Here is a 20,619-nt window from a genome sequence, read left to right as displayed (position 1 = left end):
GGGATAAGGCTAAATAATGCCGATCACAAACCCTAAAGCCGCAACGAAAAGACAGTAGAGAGCAAAATATTTCCACCTTCCGAATATCACGACTTTTTTCATTAAATGAAGCGACAAAAGTCCGCAAAAAAAGGCCACAGTACAGGCTAAAAGCCAACCGTCGGGAAGAGAGGTTCCCATTTTAGACGCCTTCATTCCTTCAAGGAAAGTAGCTCCCATTATGGCGGGAAGAGACAGCAAAAAGGAAAACCTGAAAGCTTCCTCTCTTTTCGCGCCCGTCATTAAAGAAGCTGCTATGGTGCTTCCCGACCGCGAAATCCCGGGCATTACGGCCAGCCCCTGGGCAAGCCCCGCCGCAAGCCCCGTCCATAGGCTTACCTCTCTGTTTCCCGCCGGAATGCGGCCGGCCCACCTCAAAAGAGAGGCCGTCACAACCAACCCGCAGGATACCGCCAGGGGAAGACCAAAGGCCTTCGTGGCCACATCTTCCAGGGAGAAAGCAACGACGGCCGTAAGGAAACTTCCCAGTATTACTGCCCAACCGTATATCCAGCCCGCGCTTTTTCTTCGTTCCCTGAAAAACAAGCCCAGGATCCATTCTTTCAAAAGCCCGACAATGTCAAAAAAGAAATAGACAATCGTTGCCATCATAGTAGCAAAATGAAGATAGACATCAAAGACGATAGGTAGTTCCTCAAGGCCGAACAGGTACTGCGCCAGGGCCAGATGTCCCGAGCTGCTGACGGGCAAAAACTCCGTGACGCCCTGAAGCACAGCGAGGACTAATGAATGAAGGGCGCTCATTTAGCATACTCCCTTCCGGCAAGCCCCGACAAAATTGCATTTTCCTTCACTTCGTTGATCAAGACTAATATCACGGGAGAAGAAAGGGAATATCTTCTCAACACGCCCTTTATCGCACTTCTGATGCGAGAGGCCAGGTCCTCATCCTTTCTTTCGCGTTTTTCGCGGGCGAAAGCTTTCACGGCCTTTTCCACGGCATCTTCTATCTGGCGGTAAAGTTCATCAGCATCGACGCGATGCAGAAAACCCCTGCTTTCAATTGAAAGTGGAGCGATTACGTTGCCCGACGAATCCAGCACCACCGATATGCAAAATACTCCCTCTTCGGCCAAGCCCTTTCTCTCGCCAAGGAGCCCCCCCTTCATATCTCCGTAGGTGCGACCGTCCACAATGTAGGCCCCGGCCGGGACTTTGCCCGAGATTCTGGCCTGCCTTTTTGTGATGCTTAATACATCTCCTTCCTCCATGACGAAGGCATTTTTGGCGGGCACCCCCATCTCCTCGGCAAGCTGCTTGTGCTTCACGAGATGCCTGTATTCGCCGTGAAGGGGAACGAAATAGGAGGGCTTTATAAGGCTCAGCATCATCTTAAGCTCTTCACGAGAGGCATGCCCCGAGACGTGTATATTCTGTTCCGCCTCGTATATAACCTCGCATCCTTGTTTGAAGAGATCGTTTATCGTTCGGTGGACGAGCCTCTCGTTTCCCGGAATGGGGAGAGCGCTTATGACCACCAGGTCCTTAGGTCCTAGCTTGATGAACCTGTGGTCTCCGCGGCTCATGAGCACCAGCCCCGAAAAGGGCTCTCCCTGGCTTCCCGTCGTTATGACCACTAACCTGTTGTTGGGAAAGCCTTCGATCTCCGAGGGCTGGATGAACACGTCATCGTCGACGCCCATATATCCCAATTCCCTCGCCCTGGCGACGTTCGCTATCATGCTCCTTCCTATTAGGGCCACCTTTCGGTTAAACCTGACCGCAGTCTCTATGACCTGCTGAACCCTGTGGAGATTGCTGGCAAAGGAAGAGATGATGATTCGCTTGTTCTTGTAAAGCCTGAAAGTCTGCTCCATCGTTTTTCCCACCATTCGCTCCGAAGGGGTGAAGCCGTCGCGCTCCACGTTTGTAGAATCCGACAGCATTAAAAGCACGCCCTTCGTACCTAGGGATGCAAGCAGGGCATAATCCGTCGCCCTTCCGTCTATTGGGGTTGGGTCGAGCTTGAAATCCCCTGTATGAAGCACAACACCCAAGGGAGTGTGTATAGCGTAGCCTACGCCGTCAGGAATGGAATGGCATACGCTGAAGGGCTGAACCTTGAAACAGCCTAGATCGATCACGTCTCCCGCCTGGATTTCCTTAGCCTTAAGCTCGTATTTTGGAGCCCTCTCTTCCATCCTGCTTCTTATAAGCCCCAGAGTGAGCCTGGTAGCGTAAATAGGGCAGTCCAGCTCCGGGAGGATGTAGGGTAAAGCCCCTATGTGGTCATCATGTCCGTGGGTGATTACCATCCCCCTTATCCTTTCCTTGTTGGCCAAAAGGTAGGCCGGGTCGGGTATCACGAAATCGACACCCAACATCTCCTCGTCTGGAAACATAAGCCCGCAATCGATTACCAGGATATCGTCGCCATATTCCAGGACACTAATATTCTTTCCTATTCCCCCGACACCTCCCAGGGGAATAAACTTCAAAGAAGCGCCTTTGCGCTCGTCCGGCGAACGCCTTCTGCGCTTTGTTACGTTTTTTTGCACCAAATATTTCACCTCCACGTCAAAATGGAGGGCGACAAAGTCTCCCTCCATAGCCTACGCAGTCCGTAAGCTCTTTCTTGTCGTTTTTAATCTGAATAATCTTTATCGTCTTTCTTCTTCTCCCTATTTGCATCGGGAGCCTTCTCGGGAGTAAATTCGCTCCTCGAATGGTAGATCTTTCGCTCAGGCGTGGAATTGTAATCCCCCCTGGAAGACGCTACCTCCAAGACCAACTCCGCCGTGCCTTCACTTCCAAAGGCCTTTATAAACTTGGTCGCCCACTCCTCTGTCTCGGCCACAATCCGCTCCTGTATCTCTTCCGACAGGGTCATTATTTGGTCGTGGAAGGGCTTATTCGCCTTCTTGTAGTCTCCGGATTTCCTGTTGAAGCCCTGTTCGTCGGCCCAGGCAACTATTTTATTCCAGAGCTCCACTGGAATGCCCCTGTTGGGATCTTTGACGTAGGAGCCGTCTTTTATGACGGCGTTGCCCGTCTCGGGCTCCATCTCCAGCCCGAAAACGATATTTTGCCACAGTGTCGCTACATTTCCCTTGTTTATGCCGTATTTCGAGAACATCGAAGCCTTGTCGAAAGGCGTTCCCGATATGCCATGCTGGGCTATTGAAACGCCGTAGCGAGCGACGGCATCGGCTATCTCCTTCGTGCGATTTAAATCTATCCCCTCTATCTGTCCGGCAGTCTTGTCGTATGTGCCATGCATGCTTCCATTTGAAATGGCAAGCAGGTCGGGGAATATACACCATGAGTTGAGACCGCCCACGAAAAACAGGGCCTCTTCCACGGTCGTCAGTTCTCCGGCTCCTTTTATCTCTCCTACCTCGACTTCCAACCCGAGGTAGGCCGGTATATGCTGAGCCACGTCACGGGTGAAAGTCAGGTTTTCCCAGTCGGGATTGTGAGAGGCGTCAACGGCGACGGATGTCCAGCCTCGCTCTACGATCTGCCTCAAATGGGCTATGGCCTTATATACGTCGGAAATGGATTTAATGGCGTAATGATCCACATGGAGACCGAATACCACGCCGTGCCCCAACTCCTTCGAATACTTTACCGCGTAATCGGGCACGTTGTCATAAGTGCACCCGCAATAGGTGGATTCCGACTTGGCAAGCTCGATCAAAACGGCAGAATTAAGTTTCTTAGCAGCTTGCAATACTCCTTTTACTGTCAGGGGGTTTCTCGCGTTGGCAGCCAATATAACGGCTCCTTTTTTTCTCGCCGCCTCGATGATATCCCTTCCACTTACCAGCGCTACCGGTTCGTCTCCATATATGGCTTGCACATTTAACGGTCTTTTCTTGAGCAATTCTTTGTAAGACAGGCTTTCCGTCTTCAATTGATACACCTCCTGCTTTACTTTTCGCCCTCTCTGAAATTAGGAGCGAATAAATTGTAACACGCAAAACAAAATCCGTCCTTAATGATTTTCAACAAGCCCCTTGCACTGCAGCTGAAGTCATGATAACATAGCTTTCGCCAAAGAGGAGTTGGGGGATCGTCTAATTGGCAGGACGCATGACTCTGGATCATGTAGTGGTGGTTCGAGTCCACCTCCCCCAGCCAAATTCAAAGTGGCCCCATCGTCTAGAGGTCTAGGACTCCGGGTTCTCAGTCCGGCAACAGGGGTTCGAATCCCCTTGGGGCTACCATTTTTTATTTAGGGGCATTTCAAAGATGGCCAAAAACTACCTCTCTATAGGTATTATAACAATAATCATCATAATAAGTTTCACGATAGGTATCGTCGTGGGATTCTCCGTAAACTTGGGAAACGCTTTATTTGCCCACCCCGATAGGTATAAACTAATCATAAACGACGACGGAATGATGAAGTTCGACTCTTCTTCCGGTAAGCTCTGGATATACGACCCCTCCCGAGAGAAGGACGAAGAGGGGCCCTGGATTCTGATGAACGGAGATTGATCACCTCCGCAACATCACTTCTCCCTCGGGTTCAAAAAGCGTCTCCTTTTGTACCGCAATTTTACCGCCTAAGACCACGTATTCTATCCCCTTTGGCGGAAGGTTAGGCTCTTTGAAGGTGGCACAATCCTCTATCTTTTTCGGATGAAAAACGACTAGATCGGCCTTGCAGCCTTGCTTGATTACCCCTCTGTCCTCAAACCAAGACGCCTTGGCGGGAAGATAGGTCGCCTTGCGCACGATCTCGGGCCAGGAAAGCCCTTCCTTTAAAAGAATCCTGAAGGCCCTGGGGAAGGTGCCGCAGACGCGGGGATGACCCTGGCCATTTTCCATGAGTGCGTCGGAGGCTATCATACAATCGGGGTGCTTCAAAGCGACCTTTACTTCCTCCTCGTTCATGACGTGGGCTATGATCAGGGTGTCGGGTTCTTCTTTTCTAAGCTTGACGTAAAGTTCCTGCGTCAGTCTTTTGCCCCTGTTTTTCCCCGAGGCAACCTGGAGCGAGGAAAAACCCTTTTTCCACCGCTTCTCAAATCCAGGATCGAAGACGGCAGATCCAATGCGAGTGCAAAATGCCCTGTAGGGATAGGAATCGAAGGTAACGTCGGCGTGAGGCTTAGCCTCCTCTATCATCTCAAGGGCCTTTTCGAGACATCCAAAAGAAGCCATGCTAGCCAAATGGGATATCTGCACCCTGACGCCGCACTCGCTTGCGAGGGATATTGCTTCCTTAACGCCTTCAAGCGATCTTTCGCCGTCGTATCTTATATGTATCGAGACCCACTTCTTGTCGTATTGCGCCACCACCTTGGCAAGCTCGCTTATCTCACTGTAACTTGCCCCGGGAACGTATTCAAGTCCGAGAGAAAGGCCAAAGCTGCCCTTGGACAACTCCTGCTTTAGGATCTCGACCATCTCTTTTATGGCCTTGGAATCGGCAGGCATGTATACGTCGTTGAGCCCCACTTCTTGCCTCAAGGTCTGATGGCCCGTAAAAAAACCGATTCTCAAATAGCGAGGTTTCGACAAAAGCTCATCGCTTAAAATGGGCCCCAATCCGCAGTTTCCTGCCACAGCTGTAGTAACGCCCTGAAGAAGCAGAGCCCTTTCGACGTCGTCTTCATCGAGCTTTTCGTCGTGAACGTGAGTATCTATAAAACCCGGCGAGACGTAAAGCCCCTTCGCGTCGATCGTAACCTTGACATCCGTGGGAGCATCGCTTCCGACGTAAACTATGCTGTCGCCTTCAACGCCTATATTTGCCTTGTATGTCTCGAGCTTTTCCGGATCTACGACAGATCCATCGAGTATCAAAAGATCCAACTTCATCCTTCCTCCTCACCCCAATGGGATTCAACGTATTTCGGACAAAGCTTCCGTCAGCCTTTTTAGGCCTTCCGAAAGCGTCTTTCTCGGACAGCCTATGTTCATCCTGGCAAAACCGACGCCGTTTGACCCGAAAGCGGAGCCGTCGTTTAAGGCCAACTTCGCCTTCCTGGCGAGAAAGTCCATTAACTCCTCCTGCTTTAAGCCAAATTTTCTGAAATCAAGCCAAAGCAGGTACGTTCCCTCGGGCTTTACGACATCTATGCCCGCCTTTCGCAGGATCGGGAGGGCAAAATCGCGATTTTTCTCCAGATAAAGTATCAGCTCATCGAGCCAATCCCTCCCGTATTTGTAAGCCGTCTCAAGACCCAGTATACCAAAAAGGTCTCCCGAACCGAAATGAAGGCCTCTTAGCACCTTGGTAAGCTTTTCTCTCATATCGGGATTTGGAACTATGGCGTAGGCGTTTTTAAATCCCGCAATATTGAAGGTCTTGCTGGCCGACATAAATGTGACGCTGTTCATCATCGCCTCGTGGTTCAGCGAGGCCAAGGGTATGTACTTCCTTCCGGAGTAAACGAAATCGCAATGTATGTCGTCGGAAATGATCGGAATTCCGGCCTTTGTGCAAAGATGCGAAAGGGCAGAAAGCTCATCCTCAGCCCAAACTCTGCCCACCGGGTTGTGGGGGTTGCAAAGGAGCAGCGCTTCGGCCGAAGGAAGAATTTTCTCGAGGTTTTTCAGGTTCATATGCCAACCTTCGTCCTCAACCAGGAAATTGGGCAAGACCTTCCTGTCAAGGGATTCCGTCACCTCAAAGAAGGGAGGATATACGGGAGGTTGCACGACGACTCCGTCACCTTTGGAGGTAAGGGCAAGCAGGCTTGCGGCGATGCCGGGCATGACACTGGGAACGTCAACTATCCACTCCCTTTTTATTTCCCAACCGTGGCGCTTTAAAACCCAATCGACTATCACGTCATGGTAAGACTTGCCCTTGGCAGGATAGCCGAACACGCCATGCTTCGATCTCTCGATAAAAAACTCCACTACTTTAGGAGGAGACTTGAAGTCCATGTCAGCCACCCACATGGGAAGCAGATCTTCTGCCCCAAAGTTATCGAGCAACCCGTCCCACTTTTCGCTACAGGTTCCCCTGCGGTCCAAGACCTCGTCAAAATCGTATTTGGACATTTCCATCCCCTTCTTCTTTGGACTAACGATCCTTCAACCCTTATCGCACTAATGCCGCCCCATAGCTTAACATAATTACGATTATTTTAAAATGCATTTAAAAATTCTAAAACTTTCCGAAGGCCTTGGTAATGGCTTCGACAATCCTCTCGGCGGAGGCAACGTCATTTTCGGCTTCCCGAGGAGTAATGGCCGGCCAGTCTCCGGGGTGCCCAGCCTCGACGGCCCATTCTGAAAACTTCGCAAGCTCTAGGGAATCAAGCTTCAGGCTTTCGTCAGATATGTGTTTGGAAATAAGCCTGTAAAGGGCGTTTAAGTCATGGCTTCGCGGAAAGGGGATGCCATTGGAAATTAAAAGGGCTTTTAACGCCCTCTCGGCACCCATGGCGGACAGCCAGCAGGCGTGGCGATAAAAGCCCAAGTCCAGCAATTTTTTAGCAGCACTTAAGTCATCGGAGGCACATTTCAGCCAGATGCTGGCCTCTTCGATATAAGGAGTCATATCTTCATACAGGACCTTACCCTCCTTTAACATAGAATAAAGCAGGGTTCCGGGAATACTGCCTTTAACGGCCAGCTCTTCAGGTGTGGCGATTACTATATCTTTCCCGCAGGGAAAATCGCTCAAGGCAGCGCGCATAGCCACCGCTACATCCCGCTTGTTCACTTCCTTTTCGACTACGACGAGAAAATCGACGTCACTGTCCCATGTTTGGCTGCCCCTAGCGTAGGAGCCGTAAAGAATGATTTTAAGAGGATTGAACTTACGTCTTATCAATTCTGCGATGGAGCGAATTACTTCCTCCATGTCGCTCCTCCTATTCCGATCCTTCTGAAGCAGGTTGACCTTTCAGGGATACGCTTATCGGCTCGGCTCCTGAGACGTAGATCGTCTGAGTCGGGTAGGCAAAGACTATATCCCTCTTTTTAAACTCCTCGAAAAGGGCAAGGTTTATCCTCTGCTGGATGTCCATGTAGACAGTGTAATCGGAAGAGAGAACGTAGTAAACCACCTCGAAGTTCAGCGAAAAGTTGCCGTAGCTTGCAAAGTGCGCCCTGTCAAAGCGGGCGTTTTCTATTGAAGTGACTATATTTTTGACTATGTCGGGGATTTCTTTAAGCTTTTCGAGAGGTGTTTCGTAGAGCACTCCAAAGGAAAAGACGACGCGCCTCTCTTGCATGCGCTTGTAGTTTCGTATCCTGCACTTCAACAAGTCGGAGTTGGAAAATATGAGCTGTTCCCCGGTCAGGCTGCGCAATCTCGTCGTTTTAAGGCCTATGTGCTCCACCGTTCCCGAATAGCCGTCTATGACTATGAAGTCACCCACCAGAAAGGGTTTGTCCAACACTATCGACCAGGAAGCGAAAAGGTCGCCCAATATGTTCTGGGCCGCCAAAGCTACGGCGATACCGCCTATCCCTAAGCCTGCAACTAGAGCCGATACTTCTATACCCATATTCTGCAGAGCGATTAAAATTATTATCCCCCAAAAAAGGAGCCTTCCCATGAAGCCAAGGGCCGAAAGCATGGTTGCCCCCGAAGGGTCCTTTTCGACCTTTCTTTTTATATTCGACGTCAGCCAAAAGTTGATCGCCTTATTACCCCAGAGCCCAACCTGTAAGAGCAAAAAAAGAACCACCAACATGGAAATGGCCCTGGATAGCCTCAGCGGCAGGGAAAGAAAGGAAGAACCCGCGAGTATGGCAAGGAGGATCAAAAAGTATACATTTATCTGTCTTACAAGGTCCAAAACCAGGCTAATGGCCGTACTTGGCCGTCGAGAAAACAGAAAAGAGATATATTTATCGGCTATCTTTTTCAAGTAGTAAAATATGAAAAAAGAAACAACACCAACAGCAAGGGCAACTATCCATGCCCCCACGCTGTTGCCCCAAATCATAGTATCCATCGACATGACCTCCTTTGGTAAAGGCTAAAGAATTTCCTGATCCTTGGACTTGGGCTTCTTGTCTCTCTGTCCATCGTCGTTTTGACGAAGTTGTTCCTCCCAGGTTATGAGAGAGTGATAAAATTCCCGATCTCCGTCATCAAGACCTCGGGTTATTTCCGTAACGTGGGTGTGTTTTGCCTTCACTTTCTCCAATACATAGTCCACTGCCACGTCGGGTCGGGTATCGCTTCCGCAGGTGTATATGTCCAAGGCCATGTATTCAAGTTCAGGCCATGTGTGTATGGACAGATGGGACTCGCTTATAACCACTACGCCACTTACCCCGTTCGGTGGAAAGCGGTGAAAGGAAACGGCCCATACCTGAGCGTTCGCACGGCGCGCCGCTTCGACGAGGATTTCCTGCATCTTGTCGACTTCCCCAATAACTTCCGCACAGCCGGAGGCTTCAACGATATAGTGATGTCCCCTCGGATTCATGCAAAACACCCCCCTTTGTTTATTGTTCACGAATCGGTTTTAAGTTTAATACAAAGGAGCGGATATAAAAAGACTTTTCGCATGAGAATAAACAAAAAACCTCCTTTTGCATATGCAAAAGGAGGTTTTATTTTCACTGGTGGAGCTGAGGGGATTCGAACCCCTGACCTCTTCCATGCCAAGGAAGCGCGCTCCCTCTGCGCCACAGCCCCAGGACAGTGCCCATTATAGGGAATGGATCGGGCTTTTGTCAACGGGAATTTTAAAATTTTTTATACTGACTTATTGCATTTGGGTTGAAGAATGATTTTAATACAGCAATCAAGGCATGAAAATACTAAAAGCTGGCATATGGTGCATCATTTGCTGATGATATCGCAAAAAACATCGAAGGTAACTTGATCTTTACTCTAAATTAAGCCTTGGGCATTTACATACAAAAGAGACAATTAAGCGTTTTTGGCAGCATCGTTAAGCTGTTATACTAAAATTCAAGATTAAAGATCCGACCCCGGGGTTTATTTCCTTTCTGTTAATTTTATTGGCACATTTGCGGGAAATCTTGATTCAAATTAATTATATGTTCCTTTTTGTCCAAGGGTAAAACTGAGGGAGGCCACCACTTGTATTCCACCCTCGCGAAGGGCCGACGCCGCTTTTAAGATAGTAGCTCCTGTTGTGCAGACGTCATCGCATAGGATCGCGGTTTTTACGCCACGGGGAAAATATTTCATCTTAAATGCATTTTCGGGGAGAGGATCTCGGTCCTTAGCTGCCTTGGGCGCCCTGGGGGACACCCTGACGTTCCAGGACAGGCAGTCCTGTAGCGGTATTTTAAGTTTACAGGATAACCCCTTAACTATTTTCTTGGATTGATTAAAAAGCCTGGGGCTTCCCATGTGAAGCGGAATGGGAACCAGAGCGTCTGCTCTCGTTTCGGCAAGGAGAAAAGACAGTGCGACCCCCAGGGAAAAGCCTATGGCACCATCGTGGCCATATTTGAGAAGATGCACGAGCTTTCTCGCCTGGCCTTCGTGAGCGGCACCGTAATAGTGGGGAAAGGAGTCGCTGTGTTTATCGCAGGGATAGGGTCCAAAACACTGAATGCATATAGGCAAATTTGGGGACAGCAAACCTTCCGCGCAGTTAACGCAACAGGAAGACGCGATCTTTCCGCAGAGGGGACATGTGGCGGGAAAGATCAAATGCAGGAACAGGTCCGCTATCCCCGACACGACCGTTTCCCGCCTACCGAGCTGCTTTTTTCATCGCTTCCGCCTTGTCCGTCCTCTCCCAGGCGGGAATGGGATTCAAATCGATCCTGCCCATATGGCCGTAGGCAGCAAGGGACATATATTGAGGCTTCCGTAGGTCGAGATCTCTTATCATGGCCGCGGGTCTGAAGTCGAAATACTCTCTCACCAAATCCGTAATCCTTTCGTCGGAAATCACGCCTGTTCCGTATGTCTCTACGGAGATGGAGACAGGTCTTGCAACCCCTATGGCATAAGCAACCTGAATCTGACACTTGCGGGCAAGGCCTGCGGCCACCACGTTTTTGGCGGCGTACCTTGCCATGTAAGCCCCGGAGCGATCGACCTTCGTCGGGTCTTTGCCGGAGAAACAGCCACCGCCGTGGGGCACAACCCCGCCGTAGGTATCGACGATTATCTTTCTGCCCGTTAGCCCCGTATCGGCAAGGGGCCCTCCCAGGACGAACCTTCCAGTGGGATTGACGAGCACTTTAGGGGAATCCTCCATGAGATCGGGAGGCATGATAGGCTCTATGACGTGTTCCACGATATCGGCTTTGATCTGCTCCTGCTCGACCGACGGGTGATGTTGGGCAGAGACTATGACCGTGTCCACTCTTACGGGCCTTCCGTCCTCGTACTCAAGTGTCACCTGGGTCTTGCCGTCGGGACGGAGATAGGGAATTATCTTTTCCTTTCTGACGTAGGCAAGGCGCCTGGCCAATTTATGCGCCAACGCTACGGGCATGGGAAGAAGCTCTTCCGTCTCATCGCAGGCATAGCCTATCATCATGCCCTGATCTCCAGCTCCTATCAAATTTATTTCGTCATCCGTCATATCGGTTTCCCTCACCTCGAGGGCTCTGTTGACTCCCTGGGCTATGTCGGGAGACTGCTCGTCAATGGCCGTTATGACGGCGCAGGTATCTCCGTCGAATCCGTACTTTGCCCGGGTGTAGCCTATATCTTTGACGATGCTTCTTACAAGGCGGGGAATATCGACATAACAGCTGGTAGTTATCTCCCCGGCTACCATGACCAGCCCCGTGGTGACCAAAGTCTCGCAGGCAACTCTTCCCATGGGATCTTGGGCGAGTATGGCATCCAAAATGCCGTCGGATATCTGATCTGCCAATTTGTCGGGATGACCCTCGGTTACGGACTCCGACGTCAGCAACAGCCGCTCTTTAGGCATCAATTCCACCTCCGGTTATCAAAAATAGTGGACCCCGATGCCGACGCAATAGAGCACCAGGGCCCAAACGGGCATTAAAATAAGGGTGCAAGTTCTTATAACCTGCAACGGGCCTTTCTGTCAAGTGCATTTTAAGAATATTCTATAGGGCTTCGAAGCAAAATTACCGCTCCGGGCATCTCCTTGAAGCCCCACTTCTCCAAGAAGGGGTAAAGGTCGCTCGTATAGGTAATTACCAGCGGTATATCCTTTATAGCCGGATGTTCGAGGACGTAATTCATCAGGGCAGTGCCCAATCCCTGTCCCTGATGGTCGGGATGGATGATTATATCCCACAGCGATGCTCTATAGACGAAATCCGTGAGAATACGGCAAAAACCCACCAGTTCACCTCTGTATCGCACGGAAAAACACATACTGCTGCCTTCGAGCATGCGAACTATGCCTTCATCGGTGCGACTTTTTCCCCACCATATGTACCTGTAGAGGGCTTTTATCTCCTGCGGCGAAACGGCGAGTTTGTTATCGTAAAAAGTGTATTCACTAAGATCCATATTTCAGTCGCGGTCGCCCAAAAAGACGTATTCACCTGACGAAGCGTGAAGGGTCATGCCCTTTAAAATTTTTCTCAAATCCACACCTCGGGCATCGCTGCTCACGGGCAACTGCACCAGCTGGCCCGTTCCGCACTTGGCGCATATCCACGACGCCCTGGCCATGCCATCGTAATCGGGGTCACCGGCCAGAACCTTGACCTCCCCGCAAACCTGACATTCCACTATGAGCATGGATCCAGTGCCTCCTCTTTGCATGATTTACATTTAATCAACCTCTATTTTAACGCGAACCGGACCTTCTGTGTAGGTGTCGGCGGCGGCGATAACGTTAACCTTGAAGGGAGGCGTCGTGTTGCTCAACTTCTCCACGGCATCGAAGAACTCAGTGGCCTCAAGGCTGCCCACCGTTCCCGAAATGGGATCGGGAAGTATGCCGTCCCTTTGAGCCTTCAAGTTAACTTGCCTTAGCAGGTTATAAAGCTCGGTCTCGGCCTCTTCTTCGCTCAAGGGCTTCAGAAAAACTTCGCTGACCAGGACCTCTCCCGAGGCGTAAATTTTCACGCTATCGTGAACGCTCACCACGCAATCGATCTTCTCACCCACCACGGCATTAGTGGCAACTTCCAACCTGATGACCTTCCTTCCTTTGCTTTCTCTTATCTGCTTTAAGGCATCCTCAAGCTCGACTTCGTCTATGCGAAGGTCTATGACTTCAGGTCGCAACCCCGTCCGCAGTGATAAGACCAGCCGAGCATTTTCCTTCAATTTGCTTATAGCGTCGCCTATTTCCAAATCCTTCGCCGAAGCGGGATCGATTGGCATCTGTGTCAACAATTCTCCCGCAAGGACCAATATCCTTCCTTCCTTGACCCTTTCCAGGTTCTCTCTGAGCTCCGCAGCTTGGGCCTTAAGTTCGGCTATCTGGCCTTCGAGGTTGTCCCGTTCTTTTTTCATTTCCTCGAGCTCCTCGCTCAGCTTCCTTTTATCGACCTCAAGTTCCCTGGCTTTATCGTTAAGCCTCGCAACCTCTTCTTCCACCTGACGCAATTTATCCAGGTTTTCGGCGAGGTCTTTTTCAACTTTTTGCAACTGCCTTTCCTTCTCGGAAAGTTCCGCCTGGCTTTTGAATAAATCCAACTGAAGGTTTTCGAGCTCGCTTCTGCTTTTGCCCAACTCGGCGGTTAGGTTTGATATCTCCCTTTGGATGTATTTCATGTTAAACAAAGCCACCCTCACCGTATCGGATGCTACGGCCATGACGAAAAGCGTGACAAGGGCAATGGAAACACCCGTCACGACAGTTATAAAACGAGACGTATATTTGGGCCTCATGCCGAAGAGGCTTATCCTCTTTTTGCCAAGCTTCATTCCCAAAATATCGCCGATGTAAGCGACTATCGCGCTAGCAATGACGAGGGAAAAGACCAACTCCCAGTTAAGTTCGCTCAAGCCGTATCGCAATTATCCACCTCCCATTGAAACATACCACGAAGGATAGGAATTTGCCATAAGCGAAATGTGCGAAATAATAAAAAGAGGCGGATGTGCACATCCGCCTCTTTTTATTATTTCAAAAACCTAAGGCCTTTCGAAAGGTTAAACTTCTTTGTTCAGCTCTGCTAGTGCTTCCTTTGCAAGGGAAAGGCCTCTGTCTATCTCCTCAGGCGTTATGTTGAGCGCAGGACGGAACCTCACGGAACGAGTGCCGCAGGGGAGGATGAGGACGTGTTTTTCCTGCATCTTCTTTAAGAACTTCGCCCTTATGTCGGCGCAGGGCAGATCGAAGGCACACATGAGCCCCTTGCCCCTGATATTCGACAGAAGCTTTGGAAATTCCTCGCCCAGCGCTTTCAGACCATTAAACAATTGAGGTCCGGCTATGTTTTCGACGTAGTGCAAGACGTTGTCGTCGCGATAGATCTCCAGGTACCTGGTGGACCTTACCATGTCACAGACATTGCCGCCCCAGGTGGAGTTGATGCGGCTTGAGACGGTAAAACAGTTTTCGGGCACCTCGTCGACCTTAGGACCGACCATGATGCCACAGACCTGGGACTTCTTTCCGAAGGCTACTATATCGGGGGTGATGTCGTGATGCTCGAAGGCCCACATCTTACCCGTTATACCCATGCCACACTGGACTTCGTCCAAAATGAGCATGAGGTCGTATTCATCGCAAATCTTTCGGAGCTTCTTGAAGAATTCGGTCCTGAAGTGGTTGTCCCCCCCCTCGCCCTGGATGGTCTCTATGATTATTGCACAGTAATCGTCGGGGTCATCCCAGAGGTGCTTTAATATCTGGCTTTCCGAGACTTCCTCTTCCCATCTTACGGCATCTATGTGCTCCTCAAGCGGCCAAATTATCTTGGGGTTTAACACCCTGGGCCAATCGTATTTGGCGAAGTACTGATGTTTATTGGGGTCGGCGGTATTGGTCAGGGAAAGGGTGTAGCCGCTTCTTCCATGGAAGGCCTCCCTGAAGTGAATGACCTTCGTTCCCTTTTTGCCGTCCATGGCCGCACCCTTGGTGATCTTGCCCTGAGCAAGGAGCTTTCTTACCTTCCAGTCCATCGCCACTTTCAAGGCGTTTTCTATGGCCAAAGTTCCGTAGTCGATGAAGAAGAGGTGATTAAAACCTTTCGGCAGGGCCACCTCGGAAAAGGTCTTAACGAACTCGGCCATCTCCACGGTGTAGATGTCAGAATTTGCCACCTTGTTTATGGCCGCCCTGAAGATCTTTTCCTTGAATTCGTCGTTGACGAGCTTGGGATGATTCATTCCAAAGGGCGCAGAGGCAAAGAAGGTATAAAAATCAAGCCACTTCTCTCCCGTTCGGGCATCGACTATCCAGCTGCCCTGGGACTTTTCCATATCGATCACTATGTCGAATCCGTCGCGCAACATCCACCTTTCCAATGTCGGAAAGACTTCTTCCGGCGTAACCGACCATTTTACATTTGCCATGCCTAACGCCTCCCGTTTTATAATGATCTTTAACTCACATGTTGCATCAGTTTACATTTTACATTCTAGCTCGGAAGGCAAATATATACAAGTAAATTAGGCACGGTTAACTTATCGTCAAAGTCCCATAGCGGAAATATGGGAAAGAAGACGCTCAATGGTCTCTTGAGGGTAAAAGCTTCCCTGCCCGATGCCAGGGCATCTTTGTCCTTCGAGGCGCCACGAGCGTGGGCTTTGAAGCACCGAAGGCCAAAAGGGATAGGTCCGACACTGAAGCGGCCTCACGGGGTATATCCGACACCTTCCATCGGCCAGGAACACGCAGTCTCCGTTTTCAAGCTCCCTGAGGCTGATACGGCCTGCTACCCTTCGGGCAAAAGAACGAAGGGTATCGGCAACGTCCACTTCGAGGAAGTTGGCGATAGCAAAAATCTCATTTGTATCAAGCCAGACGTAACCCGGCTCTCCCCCGCAACACCGACCGCATCCAAGGCAGGAAAAATATAAACCGTCCTTCCACCACCGTTTATTTTTATACTCCTTCATCGTTCATCCTGCCCTGCTGTTCTTCGATGGCAACTTCCGTCCTGGGGACTACAGCCGTCTGTCCTCCCGCAAAGGATTCGGACTGTACCACCTGGGGTGCCTCGGCCACAGCGACCGTCAGATTTCCGTGAGATACCACGACGGCGCTAATCTTTACGTCTCCACCCATCACGACCGTTCCCGTTCGCTCGTTTACGACAACTCTGGCCACTGAATCTGGCCTGACCTCGAGCTGTTCAAGGGAGGCGACGTCTATGACCTTCTCCTGAATAAGCATTGCCGACGAGGCGCCATAAAGTCCGCGAAACATAGAAATAACCACCTTCTTTAATTGTTAGATGCAATCTGTAAGACTAACGCCCTGAACTTTTCTTTATTGCCGAATACACCGAGCCTGATTCTTTGAGGGCGTTCAGTTCGTCCAAAGCCTTTCCCGTTCCCAGGGCTACGCATTCCAGGGGCGAGTCGGCTACGTAGGTCTTTATGCCCGTCTGGTCGTGTATGAGCTCGGAAAGCCCCTTAAGGAGGGCTCCTCCCCCCGTAAGCACTATTCCCCTGTCAATAATATCGGCAGAAAGTTCCGCCGGCGTTAGCTCCAATACGCGCCTTATGCTCCTGATTATCGACGAAACTATGTCCTCTATTGCCTCCTTCACATCCTTTGTAGTCAACTCTACCTGCCTTGGAAGACCGAGGACTACGTCCCTACCCTTGACCGCCATCGTTTTCTTTTCTTCCTCAGGGATATTGTTGCAACAGTTGCCGATCGATATCTTCAATGCCTCGGCCGTTTGCGACCCTATCTCCAAATTGTATTTCTTTCTGACGTACCTTATTATCGCCTCATCCATGGCATCTCCGCCCATGCGCAGCGACTCGGCCACTACAAGCCCCCCCAGGGATATTACGGCTATATCCGAAGTCCCGCCTCCTACGTCCACCACCATGTTGCCCCGCGGTTCCTCCACTGACAGCCCCGCACCAATAGCTGCAGCCATTGGTTCCTCTATGAGGTAGGCCTCCTTGGCGCCCACTTCGAGGGCAGCCTCCAAAACGGCCCTTCTTTCCACGTCCGTGGCTCCCGAGGGAACGCCTATCATCACGCGATGGCGCAAAAATTTGTTCAATCCCGACATGGTTTTTTTCAGGAAGTGCCTTATCATGGCCTCTGTCATGGTATAGTTGGCTATGACCCCGCTTTGAAGCGGTCGAACGGCTACGACGTTCCCCGGAGTCCTACCGAGCATTCTCTTGGCCTCCGAGCCAACGGCCAAGATCTTGTTGTTGTTCTGATCTATTGCCACCACCGACGGCTCCCTCATAATCACGCCCTTTCCCTTTACATAGATCAATATTGTCGCCGTTCCTAAATCTATACCTATATCTAAACCCAACACTTGAGGTAACCTCCTTTTGCCTTAAAGAATAAAATTGCCTGTTACAGCGTTGTATTCTTCGCAACCGAAGGGCATGGGATCGTAGCGAACTTCCCACAAAAACAAGCCCTCCGCTGGAGCCGTAGGACCCGCTTCACCGCGAGAGCCGCCACTCAAAAGACGAGAGATATCCTCCAGGCTTTTTCTCCCCGTCGCTATCTCATCCATTGTACCAACTATTATCCTTACCATATTCGTCAAGAACGACCTCCCCGTTACGGAAATCTTCAAAAGGGGGCCCTTCTCTTCGATTCCGGCTTCCATTATAGTGCGCCTCGCATCAGAAGGACGATCGGCCTTTCTGCAAAAGGCTCCAAAATCGTGGAAACCCTTTATCATCGTTAAAAACTTCTTCGCCAAATCCATGTCCCAGCCTCTTCGGTTCCACCAGACATATCTGCTTAAATGGGGAAGTCTGCAATCGCCTTTCCAGATAAAATAGGCATACTTTCTCCAAAGGGCGCTCCTTCTGGCGTGGAAAGCAAAGTCCACAGGAACTACTTCATATATGCCTATAGAGGAAGGCAAATTTGCCTCCAGTGCTTTTCTCAAAGCAGCAGGACCGTGGGGCCAAGAGATGTCAAAATGAACTACCTGCCCCAGGGCATGCACTCCCCTGTCGGTTCTTCCGGCTCCCGTCACCTTCACTTTTCTTCCTTTTTTATCAAGCAGGCTTAAAGCTTCTTCCAGAGCCAATTCCACGGTGGGCAGGTCTTTCTGCCTTTGGAAGCCGTGAAAGGCAAAGCCATCATAGGAAAGCAGCACTGCAAAACGACCTATAGTATCCACCTATCCAAAATCACCCCGCTTACTGAGATAAAAAGAATGGCACCCAAATAAAGGCTGTCACAGGCACCCCACACAAGCGGTCTCATCCTGCTTCTACCATAGTCGCCCCTGTAGCATCTAGCCTCCATTGCTACTGCAAGTTCTTCGGCCCTTTGGAATACAATCACAAAAAGAGGCACCAGCACAGGGATCAAAGCCTTAAACCTCTTTATAATTCCGCCGCTGTCCAGATCGGCTCCACGGGCAAGCTGGGCCTTCATTATCCTGTCCGTTTCGTCCAAGAGGGTCGGTATGAACCGCAGGGCTATCGTCATCATCATGGCAAATTCATGGGCTGGAAGCCCGTAACGCTTGAAAGGCGAAAGCAAAGACTCGATGCCGTCGGAAAGCTCTATCGGGCTTGTAGTCATCATCGTTATATTGGCAAACAATACTAGATAAAAAAGCCTTAGGCCCATTTTAATTCCCGTCAAGAGACCTTCCTCGGTAATTGAAATGAAGGCTATCCTGAACAACTCCCTGCCGTCGGCGAAAAACAGGTTTATCGCCAAGGTAAATACGATCAATATTAGCACGGGCCTCGTCGACGTCACGACCGTCTTAAAAGATATATTACTCAAGGCGCTGATAATAACGATCAAGACAAACCATATGACGTAAGGCCACAGAGTAGTGTTCGCCAGAAAAACAGAGGTGATCAAAAACATGACGGCCAGAACTTTGCTCCTTGGGTCCAACGAATGGATGAAAGATTTAGCGGGGACGTACTGTCCCAAGGAAAGATGCTCTAGGAAATGCACGAAGAAACCTCCCTTTCTATGGCTTCAAGCAAGGACTTCTCATCCCACGTAAGAGGCACGTTCAGTCCAGCATTTCTCAGTGAATGGGCAAACTCCAGGACCTCGGGAAGGACAAGCCCCTTTACCGGCTTTTCGGCCAGATCTTCTATCACTTCTGCGGGCCTTCCCCACAACTTTTTTCTCCCATTCTCGAGCACCAACAGCTTGTCGCAGTGACCCAAAACCATCTCGATATCATGTGTTATCTGTACGATCGCGATTCCTTTACTCCTGAAGTCCTCAAGTATTGAAAACAGCGCTTCCCTCCCCTTCCAATCCAACCCTGCCGTCGGTTCGTCCAAAACGAGATAGTCAGGCTCTACCACCATAATCGAAGCAAGAGCGACCTTTCTTCTCTGTCCTCCCGACAGTTCAAAGGGATTTTTTGAAAGCACATTTTCGTCGAGATCGAAAAGCTCGAGAGTCCTTTCGATATTTCTCCTCGCTTCATCTTCGGGGATGTCGAAGTTTTTGGGAGCATACATCATCTCGTCCAATACGGTTTCGGCAAACAGTTGATGCTCAGGGTATTGAAATACGAGACCTACCTTTCGTCTAAGGGACTTTAGATGAGGAGCCTTTGGATAGAGCTTTAATCCGTCGACGACGACTTCTCCCGACGTGGGGAAAAGCAACCCGTTGAGCATTTGGGCCAGAGTGGTCTTTCCACTCCCCGTATGCCCCACAACAGCTATCCATTCTCCAGGATCGACATCGAACGAGACATCCCGAAGCGAAACCGTCTCCAGGGGAGTATCCCTATGATATACATAACTTACGTTGCAAACCCTTATAGACATAGCCTTTCCACCAGCTCTTCGACCATATTCCGAACAGTGGGATAGGTAGATTCTTCGAGCAACCCCCTGGACTTCAAGTTGCGCCACAACTTAAACAAGGGGGGCTCTTTGATACCCAATCGGGCAAAGGTCGTGCTATCCAAAAGGTCTTTCGTCTCTCCGTAGAAGGCCAATTTACCCCGAGAGAGCACGGCCGTGAGATCGGAAAACAGTATCTCCTCCAATCTGTGGGTAATCATGACCACCGTCATCCCTTCGTGGTGCAATCTGGTTAAAACTGCGACCAAATCCTTTCTTCCTTCTGGGTCCAACATGCTGGTCGCCTCATCGAGGACAATACATCTGGGCTTCATGGCAAGCGCTCCTGCAAGAGCAAGCCGCTGCTTTTGCCCGCCGGAAAGGGCATAGGTTGGCCTATGTGCAAACTCAAAAAGGCCTGTAACCTTCAAGGCCCACCTCACTCGCTCCTCAATTTCCACGCTCGTAAGTCCCAAATTTTCGGGTCCGAAGGCGACTTCTTCTTCGACCACAGAGGCGACTATCTGATTTTCTGGGTTTTGAAAGACCATGCTGACGTCTTTTCTGATTTCCCATTGTAGGGATGGGTCTTTGGTGTCCTTGCCCATGACAAAACAAACGCCCCGCGTTGGCACCAGCAGGGCGTTCAATTGCTTTGCCAGGGTAGACTTGCCCGATCCGTTGTCTCCTACGACCGAAACCCACCGACCTTCCTCTACGTCCATCGTTATGCCCGATATGGCGGGTTTGTCCGAGCCGGGATAACAAAAAGTCACATCCCTTAAAGAAAAAATTGTCCTTGCAGTCAT

The 20,619-nt window shown here is 50.3% G+C and carries 22 protein-coding genes and 3 tRNA genes; 3 read left to right on the top strand and 22 right to left on the bottom strand.

Going from position 1 to position 20,619, the window contains the following annotated elements; all coding sequences use genetic code 11:
• Nucleotides 1-9 precede the first annotated feature (9 nt).
• Genes BLU12_RS00700 through BLU12_RS00690 form a run of 3 tightly spaced genes read right to left on the bottom strand, consistent with a single transcriptional unit; the run spans nt 10 to nt 3,916 of the window.
• Complete coding sequence (locus BLU12_RS00700) at nt 10-804, bottom strand: undecaprenyl-diphosphate phosphatase (protein WP_091459836.1); 795 nt, start codon at nt 802-804, stop codon at nt 10-12.
• The gene (locus tag BLU12_RS00695; RefSeq protein WP_091459834.1) at nt 801-2,609 is read right to left on the bottom strand and encodes a ribonuclease J; all 1,809 of its coding nucleotides are present in this window, start codon (nt 2,607-2,609) and stop codon (nt 801-803) included. The genes BLU12_RS00700 and BLU12_RS00695 overlap by 4 nt, the downstream gene beginning before the upstream one ends.
• Before the next feature lie 35 nt (nt 2,610-2,644).
• On the bottom strand, nt 2,645-3,916 hold the full coding sequence (locus BLU12_RS00690) for a class II fructose-bisphosphate aldolase (protein ID WP_091459832.1): 1,272 nt from the start codon (nt 3,914-3,916) through the stop codon (nt 2,645-2,647).
• Between the two features lie 152 nt (nt 3,917-4,068).
• On the opposite strand from BLU12_RS00690, the gene BLU12_RS00685 reads away from it, so the two are divergent.
• The 3 genes from BLU12_RS00685 to BLU12_RS00675 all read left to right on the top strand — a co-directional run bounded on the left by BLU12_RS00685 (nt 4,069) and on the right by BLU12_RS00675 (nt 4,503).
• A tRNA-Gln gene (locus BLU12_RS00685) sits at nt 4,069-4,143 on the top strand.
• 10 nt (nt 4,144-4,153) lie between these two features.
• A tRNA-Glu gene (locus tag BLU12_RS00680) sits at nt 4,154-4,229 on the top strand.
• Between the two features lie 25 nt (nt 4,230-4,254).
• On the top strand, nt 4,255-4,503 hold the full coding sequence (locus BLU12_RS00675) for a hypothetical protein (RefSeq protein ID WP_091459831.1): 249 nt from the start codon (nt 4,255-4,257) through the stop codon (nt 4,501-4,503).
• Here the strand turns inward: BLU12_RS00675 and BLU12_RS00670 are convergent, their stop codons facing one another.
• The 19 genes from BLU12_RS00670 to BLU12_RS00580 all read right to left on the bottom strand — a co-directional run bounded on the left by BLU12_RS00670 (nt 4,504) and on the right by BLU12_RS00580 (nt 20,619).
• Complete coding sequence (locus BLU12_RS00670) at nt 4,504-5,832, bottom strand: N-acyl-D-amino-acid deacylase family protein (protein WP_091459829.1); 1,329 nt, start codon at nt 5,830-5,832, stop codon at nt 4,504-4,506. It lies immediately after the preceding gene.
• A gap of 24 nt (nt 5,833-5,856) precedes the next feature.
• Complete coding sequence (locus tag BLU12_RS00665) at nt 5,857-7,023, bottom strand: MalY/PatB family protein (RefSeq protein ID WP_234945343.1); 1,167 nt, start codon at nt 7,021-7,023, stop codon at nt 5,857-5,859.
• A 106-nt stretch (nt 7,024-7,129) separates the two neighbouring features.
• Nucleotides 7,130-7,831 carry a HEPN domain-containing protein gene (locus tag BLU12_RS00660; RefSeq protein WP_091459826.1) on the bottom strand — a complete coding sequence of 234 codons (702 nt, stop codon included), beginning with the start codon at nt 7,829-7,831 and terminating at the stop codon, nt 7,130-7,132.
• 10 nt (nt 7,832-7,841) lie between these two features.
• Nucleotides 7,842-8,933 (bottom strand): mechanosensitive ion channel family protein, encoded by a 1,092-nt coding sequence (locus BLU12_RS00655; RefSeq protein WP_234945342.1) that lies wholly within the window; start codon nt 8,931-8,933, stop codon nt 7,842-7,844.
• A 24-nt stretch (nt 8,934-8,957) separates the two neighbouring features.
• Complete coding sequence (gene speD / locus BLU12_RS00650) at nt 8,958-9,413, bottom strand: adenosylmethionine decarboxylase (protein ID WP_091459822.1); 456 nt, start codon at nt 9,411-9,413, stop codon at nt 8,958-8,960.
• Nucleotides 9,414-9,550: 137 nt separating this feature from the next.
• Nucleotides 9,551-9,625 (bottom strand) — tRNA-Ala (locus BLU12_RS00645).
• A 360-nt stretch (nt 9,626-9,985) separates the two neighbouring features.
• Nucleotides 9,986-10,648, bottom strand: a complete 663-nt coding sequence (locus BLU12_RS00640) for a ComF family protein (protein WP_091459821.1) — start codon at nt 10,646-10,648, stop codon at nt 9,986-9,988.
• A gap of 13 nt (nt 10,649-10,661) precedes the next feature.
• Nucleotides 10,662-11,861 carry a methionine adenosyltransferase gene (gene metK / locus BLU12_RS00635; protein WP_091459819.1) on the bottom strand — a complete coding sequence of 400 codons (1,200 nt, stop codon included), beginning with the start codon at nt 11,859-11,861 and terminating at the stop codon, nt 10,662-10,664.
• A 131-nt stretch (nt 11,862-11,992) separates the two neighbouring features.
• Nucleotides 11,993-12,415, bottom strand: a complete 423-nt coding sequence (locus tag BLU12_RS00630) for a GNAT family N-acetyltransferase (RefSeq protein WP_009201441.1) — start codon at nt 12,413-12,415, stop codon at nt 11,993-11,995.
• A gap of 3 nt (nt 12,416-12,418) precedes the next feature.
• Nucleotides 12,419-12,649 (bottom strand): hypothetical protein, encoded by a 231-nt coding sequence (locus tag BLU12_RS00625; RefSeq protein ID WP_040348150.1) that lies wholly within the window; start codon nt 12,647-12,649, stop codon nt 12,419-12,421.
• Between the two features lie 33 nt (nt 12,650-12,682).
• On the bottom strand, nt 12,683-13,879 hold the full coding sequence (locus tag BLU12_RS00620; RefSeq protein WP_234945341.1) for a DUF3084 domain-containing protein: 1,197 nt from the start codon (nt 13,877-13,879) through the stop codon (nt 12,683-12,685).
• 135 nt (nt 13,880-14,014) lie between these two features.
• Entirely contained in the window at nt 14,015-15,382 is a 1,368-nt protein-coding gene (gene lat / locus BLU12_RS00615; protein ID WP_091459816.1) for an L-lysine 6-transaminase, read from the bottom strand.
• A gap of 117 nt (nt 15,383-15,499) precedes the next feature.
• The gene (locus tag BLU12_RS00610) at nt 15,500-15,928 is read right to left on the bottom strand and encodes a YkgJ family cysteine cluster protein (RefSeq protein WP_091459814.1); all 429 of its coding nucleotides are present in this window, start codon (nt 15,926-15,928) and stop codon (nt 15,500-15,502) included.
• Complete coding sequence (locus BLU12_RS00605; protein ID WP_234945340.1) at nt 15,915-16,238, bottom strand: flagellar basal body P-ring protein FlgI; 324 nt, start codon at nt 16,236-16,238, stop codon at nt 15,915-15,917. The genes BLU12_RS00610 and BLU12_RS00605 overlap by 14 nt, the downstream gene beginning before the upstream one ends.
• A 43-nt stretch (nt 16,239-16,281) precedes the next feature.
• Nucleotides 16,282-17,325, bottom strand: coding sequence for a rod shape-determining protein (gene mreB / locus BLU12_RS00600; protein ID WP_091459812.1), 1,044 nt, complete (start codon nt 17,323-17,325; stop codon nt 16,282-16,284).
• 21 nt (nt 17,326-17,346) lie between these two features.
• On the bottom strand, nt 17,347-18,153 hold the full coding sequence (gene truA / locus BLU12_RS00595) for a tRNA pseudouridine(38-40) synthase TruA (RefSeq protein WP_091459810.1): 807 nt from the start codon (nt 18,151-18,153) through the stop codon (nt 17,347-17,349).
• Nucleotides 18,141-18,953: an energy-coupling factor transporter transmembrane component T family protein gene (locus BLU12_RS00590; protein ID WP_091459808.1), complete on the bottom strand. Its 813-nt coding sequence runs from the start codon at nt 18,951-18,953 to the stop codon at nt 18,141-18,143. The genes truA and BLU12_RS00590 overlap by 13 nt, the downstream gene beginning before the upstream one ends.
• Nucleotides 18,941-19,792 (bottom strand): ATP-binding cassette domain-containing protein, encoded by an 852-nt coding sequence (locus BLU12_RS00585; protein ID WP_009201455.1) that lies wholly within the window; start codon nt 19,790-19,792, stop codon nt 18,941-18,943. Before BLU12_RS00585 ends, BLU12_RS00590 begins: the two co-directional genes overlap by 13 nt.
• Entirely contained in the window at nt 19,783-20,619 is an 837-nt protein-coding gene (locus BLU12_RS00580) for an ATP-binding cassette domain-containing protein (RefSeq protein ID WP_009201456.1), read from the bottom strand. The genes BLU12_RS00585 and BLU12_RS00580 overlap by 10 nt, the downstream gene beginning before the upstream one ends.

This window comes from Acetomicrobium thermoterrenum DSM 13490 (assembly GCF_900107215.1).
Lineage (GTDB): Bacteria > Synergistota > Synergistia > Synergistales > Acetomicrobiaceae > Acetomicrobium > Acetomicrobium thermoterrenum.
The sequence above is the reverse complement of the archived record's forward strand: the minus strand, read 5'-3'. Positions and strand labels throughout refer to the sequence as shown.

Coding starts and splice junctions, on each gene's coding strand:
- lat (WP_091459816.1), bottom strand. CDS start 15,382: ATGGCAAATGTAAAATGGTCGGTTACGCCGGAAGAAGTCTTTCCGACA.
- BLU12_RS00625 (WP_040348150.1), bottom strand. CDS start 12,649: ATGCTCATAGTGGAATGTCAGGTTTGCGGGGAGGTCAAGGTTCTGGCC.
- BLU12_RS00610 (WP_091459814.1), bottom strand. CDS start 15,928: ATGAAGGAGTATAAAAATAAACGGTGGTGGAAGGACGGTTTATATTTT.
- BLU12_RS00695 (WP_091459834.1), bottom strand. CDS start 2,609: ATGGAGGGAGACTTTGTCGCCCTCCATTTTGACGTGGAGGTGAAATAT.
- BLU12_RS00665 (WP_234945343.1), bottom strand. CDS start 7,023: ATGTCCAAATACGATTTTGACGAGGTCTTGGACCGCAGGGGAACCTGT.
- metK (WP_091459819.1), bottom strand. CDS start 11,861: ATGCCTAAAGAGCGGCTGTTGCTGACGTCGGAGTCCGTAACCGAGGGT.
- BLU12_RS00585 (WP_009201455.1), bottom strand. CDS start 19,792: ATGTCTATAAGGGTTTGCAACGTAAGTTATGTATATCATAGGGATACT.
- BLU12_RS00605 (WP_234945340.1), bottom strand. CDS start 16,238: ATGTTTCGCGGACTTTATGGCGCCTCGTCGGCAATGCTTATTCAGGAG.
- BLU12_RS00660 (WP_091459826.1), bottom strand. CDS start 7,831: ATGGAGGAAGTAATTCGCTCCATCGCAGAATTGATAAGACGTAAGTTC.
- BLU12_RS00675 (WP_091459831.1), top strand. CDS start 4,255: ATGGCCAAAAACTACCTCTCTATAGGTATTATAACAATAATCATCATA.
- BLU12_RS00670 (WP_091459829.1), bottom strand. CDS start 5,832: ATGAAGTTGGATCTTTTGATACTCGATGGATCTGTCGTAGATCCGGAA.
- BLU12_RS00700 (WP_091459836.1), bottom strand. CDS start 804: ATGAGCGCCCTTCATTCATTAGTCCTCGCTGTGCTTCAGGGCGTCACG.
- BLU12_RS00580 (WP_009201456.1), bottom strand. CDS start 20,619: ATGACTGCAAGGACAATTTTTTCTTTAAGGGATGTGACTTTTTGTTAT.
- BLU12_RS00630 (WP_009201441.1), bottom strand. CDS start 12,415: ATGGATCTTAGTGAATACACTTTTTACGATAACAAACTCGCCGTTTCG.
- speD (WP_091459822.1), bottom strand. CDS start 9,413: ATGAATCCGAGGGGACATCACTATATCGTTGAAGCCTCCGGCTGTGCG.
- BLU12_RS00655 (WP_234945342.1), bottom strand. CDS start 8,933: ATGGATACTATGATTTGGGGCAACAGCGTGGGGGCATGGATAGTTGCC.